17 protein-coding genes are annotated in these 15,293 nt (G+C 62.1%); 5 read left to right on the forward strand and 12 right to left on the reverse strand.

The window, feature by feature from the left end:
• Nucleotides 1-266: 266 nt before the first annotated feature.
• The 5 genes from B7G66_RS05810 to B7G66_RS05830 form a co-directional block, all read right to left on the reverse strand.
• Complete coding sequence (locus B7G66_RS05810; RefSeq protein ID WP_003618293.1) at nucleotides 267-1,295, reverse strand: isocitrate/isopropylmalate dehydrogenase family protein; 1,029 nt, start codon at nucleotides 1,293-1,295, stop codon at nucleotides 267-269.
• Between the two features lie 177 nt (nucleotides 1,296-1,472).
• On the reverse strand, nucleotides 1,473-3,245 hold the full coding sequence (locus tag B7G66_RS05815) for an aminopeptidase P family protein (RefSeq protein ID WP_003618295.1): 1,773 nt from the start codon (nucleotides 3,243-3,245) through the stop codon (nucleotides 1,473-1,475).
• A gap of 79 nt (nucleotides 3,246-3,324) precedes the next feature.
• Nucleotides 3,325-3,846, reverse strand: coding sequence for a GNAT family N-acetyltransferase (locus B7G66_RS05820; protein WP_003618298.1), 522 nt, complete (start codon nucleotides 3,844-3,846; stop codon nucleotides 3,325-3,327).
• Complete coding sequence (locus B7G66_RS05825) at nucleotides 3,839-4,741, reverse strand: 50S ribosomal protein L11 methyltransferase (RefSeq protein ID WP_003618301.1); 903 nt, start codon at nucleotides 4,739-4,741, stop codon at nucleotides 3,839-3,841. Before B7G66_RS05825 ends, B7G66_RS05820 begins: the two co-directional genes overlap by 8 nt.
• Nucleotides 4,738-6,981 carry an ATP-dependent helicase gene (locus B7G66_RS05830; RefSeq protein WP_003618305.1) on the reverse strand — a complete coding sequence of 748 codons (2,244 nt, stop codon included), beginning with the start codon at nucleotides 6,979-6,981 and terminating at the stop codon, nucleotides 4,738-4,740. The genes B7G66_RS05825 and B7G66_RS05830 overlap by 4 nt, the downstream gene beginning before the upstream one ends.
• Nucleotides 6,982-7,019: 38 nt before the next feature.
• On the opposite strand from B7G66_RS05830, the gene B7G66_RS05835 reads away from it, so the two are divergent.
• Nucleotides 7,020-7,820: a JAB domain-containing protein gene (locus tag B7G66_RS05835; RefSeq protein WP_003618308.1), complete on the forward strand. Its 801-nt coding sequence runs from the start codon at nucleotides 7,020-7,022 to the stop codon at nucleotides 7,818-7,820.
• A gap of 3 nt (nucleotides 7,821-7,823) precedes the next feature.
• Here the strand turns inward: B7G66_RS05835 and B7G66_RS05840 are convergent, their stop codons facing one another.
• On the reverse strand, nucleotides 7,824-8,525 hold the full coding sequence (locus B7G66_RS05840; RefSeq protein ID WP_003618310.1) for an HAD hydrolase-like protein: 702 nt from the start codon (nucleotides 8,523-8,525) through the stop codon (nucleotides 7,824-7,826).
• Between the two features lie 103 nt (nucleotides 8,526-8,628).
• Between B7G66_RS05840 and B7G66_RS05845 the strand changes: the two genes are divergently transcribed.
• Nucleotides 8,629-9,321, forward strand: a complete 693-nt coding sequence (locus B7G66_RS05845; protein WP_003618313.1) for a JAB domain-containing protein — start codon at nucleotides 8,629-8,631, stop codon at nucleotides 9,319-9,321.
• Nucleotides 9,322-9,396: 75 nt separating this feature from the next.
• Here the strand turns inward: B7G66_RS05845 and B7G66_RS05850 are convergent, their stop codons facing one another.
• The 3 genes from B7G66_RS05850 to B7G66_RS05860 form a co-directional block, all read right to left on the reverse strand.
• A complete protein-coding gene (locus B7G66_RS05850) occupies nucleotides 9,397-10,590 on the reverse strand; it encodes a 5-(carboxyamino)imidazole ribonucleotide synthase (protein WP_003618315.1) in 1,194 nt (397 codons plus the stop codon).
• Complete coding sequence (purE, locus tag B7G66_RS05855) at nucleotides 10,587-11,045, reverse strand: 5-(carboxyamino)imidazole ribonucleotide mutase (protein ID WP_048858915.1); 459 nt, start codon at nucleotides 11,043-11,045, stop codon at nucleotides 10,587-10,589. Before purE ends, B7G66_RS05850 begins: the two co-directional genes overlap by 4 nt.
• 132 nt (nucleotides 11,046-11,177) lie before the next feature.
• Nucleotides 11,178-11,378 carry a YdcH family protein gene (locus B7G66_RS05860; RefSeq protein WP_003618318.1) on the reverse strand — a complete coding sequence of 67 codons (201 nt, stop codon included), beginning with the start codon at nucleotides 11,376-11,378 and terminating at the stop codon, nucleotides 11,178-11,180.
• Between the two features lie 162 nt (nucleotides 11,379-11,540).
• Between B7G66_RS05860 and B7G66_RS05865 the strand changes: the two genes are divergently transcribed.
• Entirely contained in the window at nucleotides 11,541-11,711 is a 171-nt protein-coding gene (locus B7G66_RS05865; RefSeq protein WP_064504908.1) for a YdcH family protein, read from the forward strand.
• 68 nt (nucleotides 11,712-11,779) lie between these two features.
• On the opposite strand, the gene B7G66_RS05870 is transcribed toward B7G66_RS05865, so the two are convergent.
• From B7G66_RS05870 to rpmE, 3 genes are all read right to left on the reverse strand, one after another.
• Nucleotides 11,780-12,358 (reverse strand): DUF1013 domain-containing protein, encoded by a 579-nt coding sequence (locus tag B7G66_RS05870; protein ID WP_040510500.1) that lies wholly within the window; start codon nucleotides 12,356-12,358, stop codon nucleotides 11,780-11,782.
• A 394-nt stretch (nucleotides 12,359-12,752) separates the two neighbouring features.
• Nucleotides 12,753-13,334, reverse strand: a complete 582-nt coding sequence (locus B7G66_RS05875) for an Hsp20 family protein (RefSeq protein ID WP_003618323.1) — start codon at nucleotides 13,332-13,334, stop codon at nucleotides 12,753-12,755.
• A 203-nt stretch (nucleotides 13,335-13,537) separates the two neighbouring features.
• Nucleotides 13,538-13,768 (reverse strand): 50S ribosomal protein L31, encoded by a 231-nt coding sequence (gene rpmE / locus B7G66_RS05880; RefSeq protein WP_003618327.1) that lies wholly within the window; start codon nucleotides 13,766-13,768, stop codon nucleotides 13,538-13,540.
• A gap of 302 nt (nucleotides 13,769-14,070) precedes the next feature.
• Here rpmE and mscL point away from each other — a divergent pair, with 302 nt between their 5' ends.
• Together mscL and B7G66_RS05890 are read left to right on the forward strand one after the other, a co-directional pair.
• Nucleotides 14,071-14,565 carry a large-conductance mechanosensitive channel protein MscL gene (mscL, locus tag B7G66_RS05885; RefSeq protein WP_003618329.1) on the forward strand — a complete coding sequence of 165 codons (495 nt, stop codon included), beginning with the start codon at nucleotides 14,071-14,073 and terminating at the stop codon, nucleotides 14,563-14,565.
• A 263-nt stretch (nucleotides 14,566-14,828) separates the two neighbouring features.
• Nucleotides 14,829-15,215: a hypothetical protein gene (locus tag B7G66_RS05890; RefSeq protein ID WP_003618332.1), complete on the forward strand. Its 387-nt coding sequence runs from the start codon at nucleotides 14,829-14,831 to the stop codon at nucleotides 15,213-15,215.
• The last annotated feature ends 78 nt before the right edge of the window (nucleotides 15,216-15,293 follow it).

A 15,293-nucleotide genomic window follows, 5' to 3' on the forward strand; every position in this document is an offset into this window, starting at 1 on the left:
CTTTTTCTAAAAAGCTTCAGAAGACGCCGCCTTTTTGAAAAAAAAAGGCGGCACCCAAAAACTTTTCTTATTTTTTATCAAGGGATTGTTTTCAAACAACCTACTGGCGTCATACAAGAAAATCATCATTCCTGATCGGCGGGTTATTCAGGCCGTTTCTTATTGCCGTTCCTGCCAGAAATGCAAAAAGGGCCGTGGCGGATGACGCCACGGCCCTTCTTTCATACCCTGCAACGGCATGAGCCGTTGCAGGGATGGTCGATGGATCAGACCAGAGCCTGCTTCAGGGCGGCCGTCAGGTCGGTCGTGCTCGCCTTGCCGCCCAGGTCGCCCGTGCGCACCGCACCGGATGTGATGACCTTTGCGATGGCGCTGTCGATGCGGTCGGCAAGGTCCTTGCGGCCGACATGCTGCAGCATCATGTTCGCCGCCAGCAGCAGTGCGGTCGGGTTGGCCTTGTTCTGGCCCGCGATGTCGGGGGCGGAACCATGGACCGCTTCGAACACGGCAGCCTTTTCGCCGATGTTCGCACCGGGGGCGAGGCCAAGGCCACCGACAAGACCCGCCGTCAGGTCGGACAGGATGTCCCCGAACAGGTTGGTGGTGACAATGCAGTCAAACTGCCACGGGTCCGTCACCAACTGCATGGCGCAGGCATCGACAATCCGTTCGTTCACTTCGACGCGGCCTTCATATTCCTTTGCGACCTTGCGGCCTTCTTCCAGGAACAGGCCGGTCAGCAGCTTCAGGATGTTGGCCTTGTGCACCAGCGTCACGCGCTTGCGGTTGTTCTTGACCGCATATTCAAAAGCATAGCGGACAATGCGATTGCATTCCGCGCGTGAGGTGTAGCCGGCGCTTGTCGCGATGGCGTGCGGGTCATCACCGACCGGGATGTAGTTTTCCAGCGCGGCGTAATAGCCTTCAAGGTTCTCGCGGAAGATCACGAGGTCGATCTTGTCAAAGCGGCCACCCGGCACGATCGTCTTTGTGGGACGAACATTCGCGAACAGACCGAACTCCTGACGCAGTGTCACGTTGATGGACTTGAAGCCACCACCGACGGGGGTGGTCAGAGGACCCTTCAGCGCGAGGCCGGTGCGACGGATGCTTTCGATTGTTTCCTTGGGAAGCGGGCTGCCGGTGGCGTCAAGGGCGGACACCCCGCCCAGCGCCTTCTCCCACTTGAACGGTGCGCCGACGGCGTCAAGGATTTCGATGACGGAGTCAACAATTTCGGGGCCGATCCCATCGCCGGGGATCAGGGTGGCGGGAATTGTTTTTTCTGCGGACATTTTGAACGTCTCCCTATCGTGCTTGCACCTGACTGCGGGTCAGGTTGCGCACCGGCTTGGCTGTTTCCGCGTATCGTTACCGGATCCAGTTGCGTCGGAACTGGTAAAAAGTCCTAGGCCCCAGACCGGCATGTGACAATTCCATCACCGCCTTCCGGGGCCATATTCATAGTCACATTATCTGGCGCGCAGCGGTGCGCATGCCGCCTCCAGCCATGTCTGGCCGACTTTGTCCAGATGTGGGGCCACCTGTTCAAAAACCCGTGCATGATAGGCGTCGAGCCATGCGATTTCGGTGCTGTTGAGCATGTCCACCGCAATCAGGCGACGATCGAACGGCGCAAGGGTCAGTACCTCGAACGCCAGAAAGCGGCGGCTTTCCCCATTCGTGACCGCAGGCTGCACCAGCAGCAGGTTTTCAAGGCGGATGCCAAACGCGCCGGGACGGTAATATCCCGGTTCGTCAGAGACGATCATCCCCGCCTCCAGCGCGACGGGCCGGTAATGGGTGGAGATATTGCAGGGCCCTTCATGCACCGACAGGTAGCTGCCGATTCCATGGCCGGTGCCGTGGTCGTAATCCAGACCGCCTTCCCACAATGCCTGGCGCGCCAGCGCGTCAAGCGCATGCCCCGTGGTGCCGTACGGGAAATGTGCCCGCGCCAGCGCGATATGACCGCGCAGGACACGGGTAAATGCGTCGCAGACATCGTCGTCGGGCTGTTCCGGGCCGGTCCATACCGTGCGTGTGATGTCCGTCGTGCCATAAGGGTACTGCGCCCCGCTGTCGATCAGGTACACCTCGTTATGGCGCAGGATGCGGTCGGTTTCGGGGGTGACGCGGTAATGGATGATCGCGCCATTGGGGCCAGACCCGGAAATGGCGGGAAAGCTTTCCTCGCGGTAATCCATGCAGCGTTTGCGAAACGCATCAAGGCGCTGTGTCGCCTCCAGTTCCCCGGTGCCGACACCTTCGGTATCAAGCCAGTGCAGGAAGCGGCAGACAGCCACCGCGTCGCGTTCATGGGCACGGCGCGCGCCCTCCTGCTCCACCGGGTTCTTGATCGCCTTGGGCAATGTGCATGGGTCGGTGGCGCGGATGATGGTCGCCCCTGCCTGTTCCAGCGTCTGGATGAACCACACGGAATTGGCTGCCGGATCCACCTGCACCCGGCGCCCCGCAAGTGCTGCAAGCTGTGCGGGCAGGGCGTCGGGGGTGAAGGTGCGCACATCCTCACCCATCCATTCGCGCGTGCGCGTCGTCAGCTTGACCGGGTCGATGAACAGGGAAACGGTGGCGTCGGCATGGACAATGGCGAAACACAGGCTGAGCGGCGTATAGGGGACATCGTTGCCACGGATGTTGAGCAGCCACGCGATGGAGGCCGGATCGCTGAGCACGACGCAGTCCTCGCCCGAGTCGCGCAACTGCGCCGCGAGTGTCGTGCGCTTTGTCGCGCTGTCGGTGCCGCTATGTTCAAGGGGCTGTTCCAGGCACGGCGTGCAGGGCGGCAGGGGGCGGTCGGTCCAGATGGCGTCCACCGGATTATGCGCCAGCGGCACCAGCGTCAGGCCTGCCTGCACGAATGGCAGCAACGCATTTTCGCTCAGCAGGCGCGGGTCGTATCCGATGCGTGCATTCGCCCCGTGCTGCGCCAGCCATTGCGCGGGCGGTGTTTCACGCAGGTGCAGCCGTTCCCAGCACAGGCCATTGACCTGATGTTCCATCTGCGTGGTGTAACGGCCATCGGAAAAGACCGCCGCGCGTTCCATCAGCACCGTCGCCATGCCCGCACTGCCGGTAAAGTCCGTCAGCCATGCCAGGCGTTCGGCGCAGGGGGCGACATATTCACCAAGATGTTCATCCCCGCGTGGCAGGATGAAGCCATCGACGCTGGCCTGTCGCAGGGTTTCGCGTAACGCGTGAAGGCGGGTGGGGGCATCCGTCATGGAACGTGGCTCCGTTTATCAAAAGAAGGAAATACAGGGGCGCAGAGGGGCCGTAGGCGCGTCGTGGCCATGATGGCAGTCAGTCGTTGGGGACAAGCTTGTAAAGGAACATCAGGTCCATCCACCTGCCGAATTTTGTCCCGCATTGCGGGATCATGCCGCCGGGCTGGAAATCAAAACGTTCATGCAGCAGGCGTGAGGCCGTGTTCGATGCGGTGATGGCCGCGACCATCACATGCACATCCGAATTGCGCGCAAGCGTGCACAGATGGCCCAGCAGCAGGCTGCCGATGCCACGTCGCTTGAACGCCGGTGCGATATAGATCGAGTGTTCAACCGTATGGGCATAGCCGGAAAACGGGCGGAACGTCTTCCAGCTGCAATATCCCGCCACGGTCCCTTCGGGCGTGACCGCGACCAGAATGGGAAACCCCTGCGCATTGCTGTCGCGCAGCCAGTCGAGGCGCACCGGCACCGTGGTTTCGCGTGTTTCCCATAATGTCGTGCTGTTGCGGATGGCATCGTTGATGATGTCCACGATCGCGGGGATGTCGTCGGGGGTCGCGGGCCGGATATGGATGGCGGGATCGGGGTCAGACATCTGGCTTCCTCAGGATCAGCGTGGCCCAGTCCCCTTCGCGCAGGCGATGTTCAAGCACCAGCCCCTGCCTGTGATGCGCGGACAGCACCATGCGCACCTGTGTATCGAGCAGCCCGGCCAGGATGGCCGTGCCACCGGGAAGCAGGTTGTGCGCAAGCTCGGCCGCCATTGAACAGAGCGGTCGGGCAAGGATGTTGGCGAACACCAGGTCATAGGGGGCGTTCTGCCGGATGGCGGGCGTACGCCACCCGTTGCCAAGATGGCACGATACGAGGTTCGACAGGCCGTTCATCCGCGCATTGCGCCGTGTGACGCGCACCGACCATGGGTCGATATCGGTCGCGAGTACCGGGCGTTTGAGCAGCGCCGCCGCCGCCATGGCAAGGATGCCCGACCCGCAGCCAAGGTCGAGGATGCGGCGTGGCCGCCGGTGGGCGATCATTTCCAGCGCGCGCAGGCATCCGCGTGTGGAGCCATGTTCCCCCGATCCGAACGCAACGCCCGCGTCAAGCACAAGGGTGATGCGTTGCGGGTTCGCACCGGGTTCAAGGTGGGTGCCACGAATGGCGAAACGGCGGCCTGCCGTCTGTTCGGGAAATGCCTCGTAAGTGCGGGCAAGCCACCCTTCGGATTCGGTGGGGGTGCGTTCAAGCGGGACATCCACCCCCGTCAGCGCCGCCGCCAGCACAAGGGCGGTGCGCAATTCGTCCTCCCCCGAACCTATATCGCGCACGCCTTCGACCCGCCAGGCGGTCTGGGCGTCGTCCACTTCGAAAATGCCGATGGTCGCGCAGACGATGGAAAGCGCATTTTCATAGGCTTCCACGGCCTCTGGCGGGACAGTGACCGCAATGGTCTCCAGTTCGGTGGCGTGGCGGCGGGGGGGAATGGTCATGATACCTGCTCAACAAAAGTGTCGATCACCCGCTTGGTGCCCGCTTTTTCAAACGCGACCTCCAGACGGGTGCCTTCTACGGACGCGATGGTGCCGTATCCGAATTTCTGATGGAAAACGCGGGCGCCAACGCGAAAGGCCGACTTGTGCGATGGCGTATCGCCGGACGACGTTGCGTCTGTGACGGCGCGGCGGCGCGCCACGACCGGGAATGGTGTGGCCCCGAATACCGGGCTGCGCATCGCGCCATTATGGCGGGCACGGGTCGCATCCCCGATGGTGTCCACATGTTCGGGGGGAAGTTCCTCCACAAAGCGGCTGGGAATCGCGGACTGCCAGTTGCCATAGATACGCCGGTTGGCCGCATGGCTGATGATCGCGCGCAGGCGTGCGCGCGTGATCCCGACATAGGCAAGGCGGCGCTCTTCCTCCAGCCCCTTGGCGCCCCCTTCGTCCATTGTGCGTTGCGAGGGGAAGACCCCTTCCTCCCATCCCGGCAGGAACACGGTATCGAACTCCAGCCCCTTGGCCCCATGCAGGGTCATGATGCTCAGCCGTTCGTTGCCTGCGTTTTCCTCCGTCTCCATCACCAGCGCCACATGTTCGAGGAAGCCGCCCAGCGTTTCAAAATCCGCCAGCGCGCGCACCAGTTCCTTGAGGTTGTCCAGACGTCCCGGCGCCTCGGGTGACTTGTCCGCCTTCCACATGTCGAGATAGCCGCTCTCCTCAAGCAGGCGTTCGACCACGACCACGTGCCCTTCGCGCGCCAGATCCTCGCGGCATTGCCCGAAACATTTCATCAGGGCGGCCAGATGTTCGCGCGCGCGTCCCTTGATCCCGCCCGTCGCCAGCATTTCCAGCACGGCGGCGGTCAGGGGAATGTCGCGCGCGCGGGCATGCAGGTGCAGTTTCTGCACGCCGGTATTGCCGATGCCCCGGCGCGGGACGTTGATGATGCGTTCAAACGCAAGGTCGTCCGATGGCTGTGACAGCACACGCATATAGGCCAGCGCATCGCGGATTTCGGCACGTTCGTAAAAGCGCAGCCCCCCAACCACGCGATAGGGTAGGCCGATGGTGATCAGCCGTTCCTCGAACGCGCGGGTCTGGAACCCCGCACGGACCAGGATCGCGCATTCCGACAGGGGATGCCCGTCATTGTGCAGGCGCTCCAGCTCCTCGCCCACCATGCGGGCCTCGTCATCGGAATCCCATACGGAGATGACGCGCACCTTCTCGCCCTCCGCATCCTCGCGCCCGGGGTGCAGCGTCTTGCCCAACCGTTCCTCGTTATGGGCGATCAGGCCCGACGCCGCGCCAAGGATCTGCCGGGTGGAGCGGTAGTTACGCTCCAGGCGGACGACGTGGGCGCCGGGGAAATCATGTTCGAAGCGCAGGATGTTTTCCACTTCTGCCCCGCGCCAGGAATAGATCGACTGGTCATCATCCCCCACGCAGCAGATGTTGGCCTGTCCCTCCCCCCGCTGTGCCAGCAGGCGCAGCCACAGATACTGGATCGTGTTGGTATCTTGGTATTCATCAACCAGGATATAGCGGAAGAACCGGTGATACTGCGCCAGTACATCGGGATGGGTGCGCATGATTTCGGTCATGTGCAGCATCAGGTCGCCAAAGTCACAGGCGTTGAGCTGGATCAGGCGCTTTTGGTAATCGGCATAGATCTCGCGGCATTTACCATCCGCAAAGTCGCAGTCCTCTGCCTTGCTGACGCGTGATGGGGTCAGGCCACGGTCCTTCCACCGCTGGATGACGCCCATGATTCCCTGCGGCGGCCAGCGTTTGGTGTCGATATGGCGTGGTTCGATTACCTGTTTGAGCAGGCGGACCTGATCGTCGGTATCAAGGATGGTGAAACTGCCCGACAGTCCGACATATTCCGCATGGCGGCGCAGCATGCGCGCGCACAGGGAATGGAACGTGCCCAGCCACAGCCCCTCCACCGGCGCGCCAAGCAGACCGGCGACTCGTTCACGCATTTCGCGTGCGGCCTTGTTGGTGAAGGTCACGGCAAGGATCTGGTTCGGTCGCGCGCGACCCGACAGCAGGATATGGGCAAAACGCGTCGTCAGCACGCGCGTCTTGCCCGTGCCCGCACCGGCAAGGACAAGCAGCGGGCCGTCCGTCGTTTCGATCGCGGCGCGTTGCTCCGGGTTGAGCCGGGCAAGGTAATCGGGCGCACGTTCGGGGGGAACGTGGTCGGGGGGGAAAAGACTGTCCATCACGCGGTTATCTATAGCAATGTCAGTCCCGGCAGGCCATGACCACGCGCACCGGACCCGCATCATTGTGGAATGGGTGTGTGATCGGCCATGATGGGGTCGATGAAGGCAGTGATGGTGAAAGAGACGTGGTGGCGCGTATAGGCGGTGGCGCAGGCAGCCCCGGTGGCCATCGCGCCCGCATGCGTGCGCGGATACGCACCGCGGGCGGGATGTCGCTGGCGGATTATGAGATATTGGAGGTCCTGCTTTTCGCCGGGGTTCCGCGACGTGACACCAAACCGATGGCCAAGGATCTTATCGCGCGTTTCGGCTCTTTGTGCGCCGTTCTGGCGGCGGGGCCAGATGAACTGCGCGCGGCGGGCGTGGGGCCACGGGCCTGTTCCGTGCTGGGGCTGCCCGCGCTGGTGGCGCGACGGCTGTGCCGCGGGGATGCAAGGCCGCAGCCCTATATTCATGACCTGCATGCGGCCTGGACCCATTATGCCACCACGCGCGCGGCCATGGCGGGGGTGCCTGCGCCGGGCGGACGCGGGCAGGTGACGATCCTGCTGCTTGATGCGACGAACCGCCTTGTGGGGGATGAACGGGTGGCGGATGGTTCTGCGGCCGATATGTGCCGTGCGATCCTGCAACGTGTGCTGCATCTGCATGCGGTTTCGATGGTGGTGGTGTGGGATGGCGGGACAGTCCCGCCCACCACGCGACAGATGGAGGACGCGGCCACCGTCATGCGGCAGGTGGAGGCCCATGGCCGCCTCCTTTCCACGGTGATGCATGATTGCATCATCGCGGGGGACGGGGGCTGGACCTCCCTGCGTCGGGAAAAGATGCTGTAGGGATCAGGCGGCGTGTTTCGCCATCAGGCGGAACTGCGTGTCGATTGCCTCAAGCAGTTCGCCAGGTTGGCTGACCAGTGCGTCGGCCCCTGCGGCAACCAGTTCGTCATGCCCGCCATATCCCCAGAGTACGCCAAGCGCGCGGACATGGTTTGCATGCGCGCCGGTGATGTCGAACCGGCGATCCCCGATCATCAGCGCATGGTTGCGCGCGACATCATGTTCACGCAGCAGTGCCGCGATCAGTTCGGGTTTTTCCGCGCCGCTGTCATCCGCACGTGCGCCCGACATCCCGTCGAAATATTGCGACAGGTCGCGCAGATGCAGGATCTTGCGCGCGAGGTAGCGGGGTTTCGACGTGGCGATGAACAGCCGCGTCCCCGCCGCATGCAGGCTTTCGATCACATGGCGCATCCCGTCGAACACCGGGCTTTTGCGCATGCCGCCGCCTTCGTAATGCCTGCGGTAAAGGTCCATTGCCTCATCCACGCGGTCATCGCCGTAATGGGCAAGGATATGTGCCAGAAGATCGCGCAGCGGTGGCCCCACCACCCATGTCAGGTCAATCGACAGGTCGGGTTCATGCCCAAGGTCGCGCAGCACGGCATGGATGGATTCGATGATGCCATCATGTGATCGGATGATCGTGCCATCAAGGTCGAACAGGACCGCATTGCGCGGGGCGGGGGGAGCGGAAAAATTCATACGGGTATGTAACCTCCGTCTGTTATCGATTATTGGACCTTACTATGCCCTGTTGTCGGGCTGTCTGTCGCGAATTTATCGACATTTACGGATCGACCCGCAAATGGGAACTTATGCCCCCCGACATGATACAGCCTCCGCCCCATGGGGGGACGCCGGCGATGGCGGGGAAATGGACGACCGGGCATTGCTGCGTCATGTGCTGTGTACGCTGGAACCGGGGAATGCGGATATCGACATGTTGCTTGATATCCTGCTGGCCCGTTTCGGTTCCGCCGGGATGGCGCTGTCGGCCCATCCGCACGACCTTGATGCGGTGCTTGGTACCCACCCGCTGCTGTCACCCATGATCGCCACGGTGCGCGAGGCGGCGTTGCGCATGCACCGTGCCTATGTCCGCCATGGCGACGCCCTGTCAGGGCACGGGCGTATTGTGGATTACCTGCAGGCAGTCATGGCGCATGACTGTACGGAGCAGTTCCGGGTGCTGTTCCTCGATGCGGAATATCGCCTGATCGAGGACCGCGTCATGGGGGTTGGCACCGTGGACCAGGCGCCGGTTTACCCGCGTGAGGTCATGCGCCGCGCCCTGGACCTTGATGCGCGTATCCTGATCCTTGCGCATAACCATCCCAGTGGCGATCCCATGCCGTCGGCCACGGATATCCAGATGACCCTGCATATACAGCAGGTGGCCAGTGTCATGGGCATCCACCTGCACGATCATTTCGTGGTCGGGAACGGGCGCAGCATCAGCTTTCGCCGGATGGGGCTGATCGCCGACGATAATCGGTGATCCCGCAGCCGGTATTTCATGGGTGGCATGCATGTTGCATGCCCGGTTTACAAATGCCGGACCGGCCGCCGGCCTTCAGGGGGAGTGTTCCCCCTGGTCCCCACCGACATCATGCCCATCAGCATCCCCATCAACCTCCATAGGGGACGCCAGCGGGCCAAGGGCATCTTCCACCCCGAATTCGCCAGGCAGTCCCCCATGCGGGAACAGCACATTGACATGCCCCATCTTGCGCCCGGGGCGGGCCTGCGCCTTGCCATAATGATGCGCCAGCAGGCCGGGCGTCGCCATGATCCGGGGCCACAGCGCCATGTCATCCGGCCCGATCAGGTTTTTCATCACCGCATCATTGTGCCGTGTCGCAGGCGGCAGCGGCAGGCCGGTTACAGCGCGGACATGCATCTCGAACTGGTCCACGGGACAGGCATCCATTGTCCAATGCCCTGAATTATGCGGCCGTGGCGCAATTTCATTGACCAGAAGCCCGCCATGGCGATCGACGAACATCTCCACCCCCATGATGCCGATCAGGTCGAGCGCGCGGGCGATGTCCGTCGCCAGTTCACGCGCGCGCGTGGCAAGTCCGGCGGGAATACGCGCCGGCGCAAGGCTGAGGTCAAGGATGCCATTGCGGTGACGGTTTTCCGTCGCATCGAACGCCACGACCTCGCCCATGGCATTGCGCGCGACCATCACGCTGACCTCGCAGGCGAAATCGACCATGCCTTCGGCCACCAGTGGATGGGGCGACAGGCGGGCGAAGGCGGGGGCAAGGTCTTCGGGCGTATGGATGCGCGCCTGTCCCTTGCCATCATAGCCCAGGCGCGTGGTCTTGAGGATGAAGGGATAGCCCAGTGTCTCTGCTGCGACGGCAAGGTCGGAGCCGGTCTCAATCAGGTGGAAAGGGGCCAGCGGGATGCCCGCATCGCGCAGGAATGTCTTTTCCGCGATGCGGTCCTGGCTGATGCGCAGGATACGGCCCGACGGATGCACCGGACATAGCGAGGACAGCAGGTCCAGCCCGTCGGCGCTGATATTCTCGAACTCGAACGTCACGACATCGACCGCAGTGGCAAAGCGGCGCAGCGCATCATGGTCGTCATAGGCCCCGATGGTCACGGCATGCGCGACCTGCGCGGCAGGGCCATCGGCCTCGGTCGTCAGGATGTGGGCACGAAAGCCAAGGCGGGCGGCGGCAATGGCCGACATACGCCCCAGTTGGCCGCCCCCCACGATGCCAAGGACGGCGTTCGGGCAAAGCGGTTTCATGTCACGGGTTCCTGCGCGACGGAGTCCGTCTGTTCTGCGCGCCAGTCCTCCAGCCGGGTGGCCAGCGCCCCATCGCCAAGCGAGAGGATGGAAGCGGCCAGCAGCCCCGCGTTCTTTGCCCCGGCCTTGCCGATGGCAAGGGTTCCGACCGGCACGCCACCGGGCATCTGTACGATCGAAAGCAGGCTGTCCATGCCCTTGAGCGCCTGGGATTCAACAGGGACGCCCAGCACCGGCAGGCTGGTCCATGCCGCGCACATGCCCGGCAGGTGTGCGGCCCCACCCGCACCCGCAATGATGACCGAAAGCCCCCGCGCCCGCGCCGTGCGGGCATAATCCGCCAGACGGTCGGGCGTGCGGTGGGCCGATACGATGCGGATTTCATGGGCAATGTCCAGCGCCTCCAGCACGGCGGCGGCATGGCGCATCGTTTCCCAGTCGGACTGGCTGCCCATGATCAGGCCCACGCGCACGGCGCTGTTCCGGGGGGAGGAAGGGGCGGGGGAATTGGTCACGGCGTCTGTACTTTCACGACTTTCGGGCGGGGAAAAGGATCATGCCCGCGGCAGATAGGCGAAACGCCGCGATCAGGCAATGCTGTCGGGGATCAGTCGACTTTCAAGCCACATGATCTCGTCCTTGAGCAGCAGCTTGCGCTTCTTGAGGCGCTGGATCTGCAACCGGTCCACTGGGTGTTCGCCCATCCGGCTGATGACGGTGTCAAGGTCGCGATGCTCGCTGCGCAGTTCGTGCAGCTTGCGAAGGAGGGTATCCCGGTCTGTCAGCATGGCGCTCCATCCAGCACATGAACATGACGCCATCCTAAGCACATTGCAGGCAAAAAACGAAATGATGGCGAATTCGCCGTCATGCAGGATTTTGTCATGGCATATGGCGTGCCGCTTGCGTTAGCGTACCCCGTCGTAGCCAAACATGCTGGAGGAGATTCCATGCTGTACGAAGCGCGTATCAACAGCCTCAAGACCCGTCACGCCCGTCTGGATGACCAGATATTTGACGAAGACAGGCGGCCAATGCCCGACCAGCGGGTACTGATGCGACTCAAGCTCGAAAAACTGCGGCTCAAGGAAGAAATAGAGCGGCTCAGCGTGCGGGGCTGAACCTTACGGGCCAGCCGGTCCCTGCTGTATTGGCGGCAGGGACCGGGGCACGCAGGGCGGAAATCAGATCAGATCGGATCGTTGTCGAGTTCGATGGGCTGCGGCACGGCCTGTCCCTCCCGGGCGAGGCGTTCGTTTGCTGCCGTCACCATCGCATTCAGGTCGGTCTGGCTGCACAGGCCCAGGATGACCGGATCGCGTGGCTTGATGTTCGGGCTGTTCCAATGCTGGCGGCTGCGGACCTTTTCAATGGTGTCCTTGGTCGTGCCCAGCAGCTTGACCATCTGCACTTCCGACAGTTGCGGGAAATTGCGCAGCAGGAATGCAATCGCATCCGGGCGGTCGTTACGCTTGGCCACGGGGGTATAGCGCGCGCCCTTGGATCGGCGGTGGATCGGGTTGGGGGCGGGCAGGATCTTCAGCCGCTGGGCCGGGTCCTTTTCGCAGCGTTCGATTTCCGCCTGCGTCACCTGATGGTTCTTCACCGGGTTATAACCCACGATCCCCTGTGCCACTTCACCATCGGCGATGGCCTGTACCTCAAGCGGGTGCATGCCGCAGAATTCAGCGATCTGGGTAAAGGTCAGCGCAGTCTTTTCAATCAGCCACACTGCGGTGGCCTTGGGCATAAGGGGCAGAGCGTTCATTGCAAAACAGGTCCTACTGCGTGTGATGGCGCCACGCGCAGGCACCTTGGAAAGAAGGGCAAATCGTCAATGCCGTGGAAGGCATCGTGCGTGCCTGCTGGCGCGCAAAAAACAAAAGCACTTGAAGCAAGGGATATGAAGGTGACGCACCCAAAAGGTCAAGGGCCGTATGCGTATGTGGCACCATTTCATTTGACCGACCCACAGGTGATCGACCCACAGGGCATACCCCAGATCCGACCCATCAGGACAGGCCAGTCATATAAAGCCAGTCAGACAAAGCGAGTCAGACAAAGCGAGTCAGACAAAGCCAGACAGGGCAGGCACACCAGACACGAAAAAGGGGAGGCTGCATGCAGCCTCCCCCCTCGGCTTGGTGCCGGGCGGATATGGGTCAGGCCGCCTGGCGCGATGTGCCCGCATGGTCCGCTGTTGTTGTGCCTGACGCTGATGCGAAGGGGGCGTGTGACTGCGGTGCGGCGGTGGCTGCGTTTCCTTCGTCAGTGCTGCCGGGCGTCAGGGTGTCCGGGGTCTGGGCGCCCGGGGCCGGGGTGGCGGTGCCTGACGAAATGGGAATGCGGCGTGGCTTCAGGGCTTCGGGAACGACATGGCGCACCGCAATGCAGAGCAGGCCATTATCGAGGTTGGCATTTTCCACCACGATATGGTCAGCCAGCACAAAGCGGCGTTCGAAGGCGCGCCGTGCGATTCCACGATACAGGATTTCACGGTCGGGCTGTCCGCCCGTCACACGTCCCGCCACCACAAGCGTGTTGTCCTGTACCGTCAGTTCGATGTCATCGGGGCCGAATCCTGCCACCGCCATCGTCAGCATATAGCGCGACTCCGCCACCTTTTCGATGTTGTAGGGGGGGTAGGACGGGCTGACGGGGTTCTGTGCCGCTGTATCCACAAGTTGCGCCAGACGGTCGAACCCGATCGCGCTGCGGAACAGGGGGGCAAAATCGTAACTCATGAAAAACCTCCTGGATATGAGCAAGGCCTGTTGTCATGTGGTCCCCCACGGGGGGCGGACCACGATCATGTCGGTATCCATCGCGACCCGACATCGGCATCGCGACCCCCTGGAAATGGAAATGCCCGGCGCCTTTTTCAAGGGCCGGGCATTCATGGACTGACAGGCAAGCTGATATACGCAGGAAGGAATCCTGGTGTGCCTCAGCCCTTCTTGCGCTGGCCCAGGCCACCGAACTTCTTGTTGAACTTGGCAACCTGGCCCCCGGTGTCGAGCATGCGCTGCACGCCTGTCCACGCCGGATGCGACTTCGGATCGACGTCAAGGCGCAGCGTCGCGCCGGGCGTGCCATAGCAGGAGCGTGTCTTGTACTCGGTGCCATCGGTCATGATGACGGTGATTTCGTGGTAGTCGGGGTGGATGCCGGACTTCATGTTCACAGACTTTCGTGCTGAATGGCCCCGATGCCGACCGGGGCAGGAGTTTCGCAGGCGTATAGACGAGGACGCCCGCCCGATCAACATCTGATTGCCGCGCGATCTGGCCATTCTGTATCGGCCCCCCTGCATCGCGCATGTATCCGTGGCGTTACAATATCCCCGCAACTTGTGAAATTCTGTCACCCGTAAGCATCACTTTTACTGTTGTCGAGACAGTATGTCATTTCCCCTGTCGTAAATGTGGCGGGGGGTTGTTAGACAGGTTGCAGAATAGTTTTCAAAAGAGGAAGACACAGATGGCGCAAAAGCCTACGCATCTGCATGTGCCCGATATTCATGCTCCCGGCTGGCTGGGGGATTTTCGTGCGTTCCTGATGCGCGGAAACGTGGTGGACCTCGCGGTCGGTGTAATCATCGGCGCGGCCTTTACTGCAATCGTCAACAGCCTGGTGAAGGACATCTTCACCCCGTTCCTTGGCCTGCTGATCGGGGGGATCGACTTTACCAACCTGTTCATCACCCTGCGTGGTCCCCACATGCCGACCCTGGCGGAGGCGCAGAAGGCCGGGGCGGTGACGCTCAATCTTGGCGTCTTCCTTAACGCCGTGATCCAGTTCATTATTATCGGCTTTGTAATTTTCTGGGTGGTGCGCATCATCTCCCGCTTTGCCGAAAAGAAAGCCGCCGCACCCGCCGCTCCCCCGCCGCCGCCGCGCAGCGAGATCCTGTTGCAGGATATCCTTGATGTCCTCAAGGAACAGGAAAAATCGAAGACACCTCCCACGGCCTGATCCTTCGATCACGCATCGTGGCGAGATAATCTGCAAAGGGCGGGTTCCGGCATATGCCGGAACCCGCCTTTTTTTATGCCTGAGCCAATCTGTGGGCCCGCCCATTCGGGGTGGGCGCAGGAAACAGGTGACACAGGAACAAGAAGTACCAAGAATTACAGGGCGACATGTTTCAAGGGGGCGTCATCCGATATCCTTGCCCATGGAGTGGGGGAACGTGCTAGGCTCGGGGCCTGATGAAAAGTATTTTCAGGCAACTCCGCATGTCGGCCATCGCCATGGCCGGGTGCTGTATCCTCGCTGCCTGTCATGGGCAGGTAAGGGACGTCAATCACCTGCCCCCCGATGTGCAGAGCTATCTGCTGGTCACGACCTATGCGATGGCTGAAGGCGGCCTGCTCAGTCGTGTGCAGGACGGCGCCTTATCGCGTGAGCAGGTGCAGGATATGTCGATTTCGCTGAAATACGGCAAACTGATGATCCTGAACAACCTGATGCACCCGTCGCGGCGCAGGCGCGAGCGCGCGCGCCAGGCGGTTGAACTCATTATCGCCTGTACGGACCAGCCCGACATGACGCGCAAGGATGCCCCACCCGCGCCACGCTGCATCCCCGATGCCCGCACCCTGCTGAAGAATGCCGGGCGATAAGAGATTGTTTGAAAACAAGTTATTGAGAAAAAACAAGAAAAGTTTTTGGGTGCTGCCTTTTTTCAGAAAGGCGGCGTC

Source organism: Novacetimonas hansenii JCM 7643 (assembly GCF_000964405.1).
GTDB lineage: Bacteria > Pseudomonadota > Alphaproteobacteria > Acetobacterales > Acetobacteraceae > Novacetimonas > Novacetimonas hansenii.

Excerpts from the sequence above, each read along its gene's own strand:
- B7G66_RS05820 (WP_003618298.1), bottom strand. The coding sequence starts at position 3,846 with ATGTCTGACCCCGATCCCGCCATCCATATCCGGCCCGCGACCCCCGAC.
- B7G66_RS05865 (WP_064504908.1), top strand. The coding sequence starts at position 11,541 with ATGCTGTACGAAGCGCGTATCAACAGCCTCAAGACCCGTCACGCCCGT.
- B7G66_RS05870 (WP_040510500.1), bottom strand. The coding sequence starts at position 12,358 with ATGAACGCTCTGCCCCTTATGCCCAAGGCCACCGCAGTGTGGCTGATT.
- B7G66_RS05850 (WP_003618315.1), bottom strand. The coding sequence starts at position 10,590 with ATGAAACCGCTTTGCCCGAACGCCGTCCTTGGCATCGTGGGGGGCGGC.
- mscL (WP_003618329.1), top strand. The coding sequence starts at position 14,071 with ATGGCGCAAAAGCCTACGCATCTGCATGTGCCCGATATTCATGCTCCC.
- rpmE (WP_003618327.1), bottom strand. The coding sequence starts at position 13,768 with ATGAAGTCCGGCATCCACCCCGACTACCACGAAATCACCGTCATCATG.
- B7G66_RS05840 (WP_003618310.1), bottom strand. The coding sequence starts at position 8,525 with ATGAATTTTTCCGCTCCCCCCGCCCCGCGCAATGCGGTCCTGTTCGAC.
- B7G66_RS05825 (WP_003618301.1), bottom strand. The coding sequence starts at position 4,741 with ATGACCATTCCCCCCCGCCGCCACGCCACCGAACTGGAGACCATTGCG.
- purE (WP_048858915.1), bottom strand. The coding sequence starts at position 11,045 with ATGGGCAGCCAGTCCGACTGGGAAACGATGCGCCATGCCGCCGCCGTG.
- B7G66_RS05890 (WP_003618332.1), top strand. The coding sequence starts at position 14,829 with ATGTCGGCCATCGCCATGGCCGGGTGCTGTATCCTCGCTGCCTGTCAT.
- B7G66_RS05860 (WP_003618318.1), bottom strand. The coding sequence starts at position 11,378 with ATGCTGACAGACCGGGATACCCTCCTTCGCAAGCTGCACGAACTGCGC.
- B7G66_RS05845 (WP_003618313.1), top strand. The coding sequence starts at position 8,629 with ATGGGAACTTATGCCCCCCGACATGATACAGCCTCCGCCCCATGGGGG.
- B7G66_RS05810 (WP_003618293.1), bottom strand. The coding sequence starts at position 1,295 with ATGTCCGCAGAAAAAACAATTCCCGCCACCCTGATCCCCGGCGATGGG.
- B7G66_RS05815 (WP_003618295.1), bottom strand. The coding sequence starts at position 3,245 with ATGACGGATGCCCCCACCCGCCTTCACGCGTTACGCGAAACCCTGCGA.
- B7G66_RS05875 (WP_003618323.1), bottom strand. The coding sequence starts at position 13,334 with ATGAGTTACGATTTTGCCCCCCTGTTCCGCAGCGCGATCGGGTTCGAC.
- B7G66_RS05830 (WP_003618305.1), bottom strand. The coding sequence starts at position 6,981 with ATGGACAGTCTTTTCCCCCCCGACCACGTTCCCCCCGAACGTGCGCCC.
- B7G66_RS05835 (WP_003618308.1), top strand. The coding sequence starts at position 7,020 with ATGACCACGCGCACCGGACCCGCATCATTGTGGAATGGGTGTGTGATC.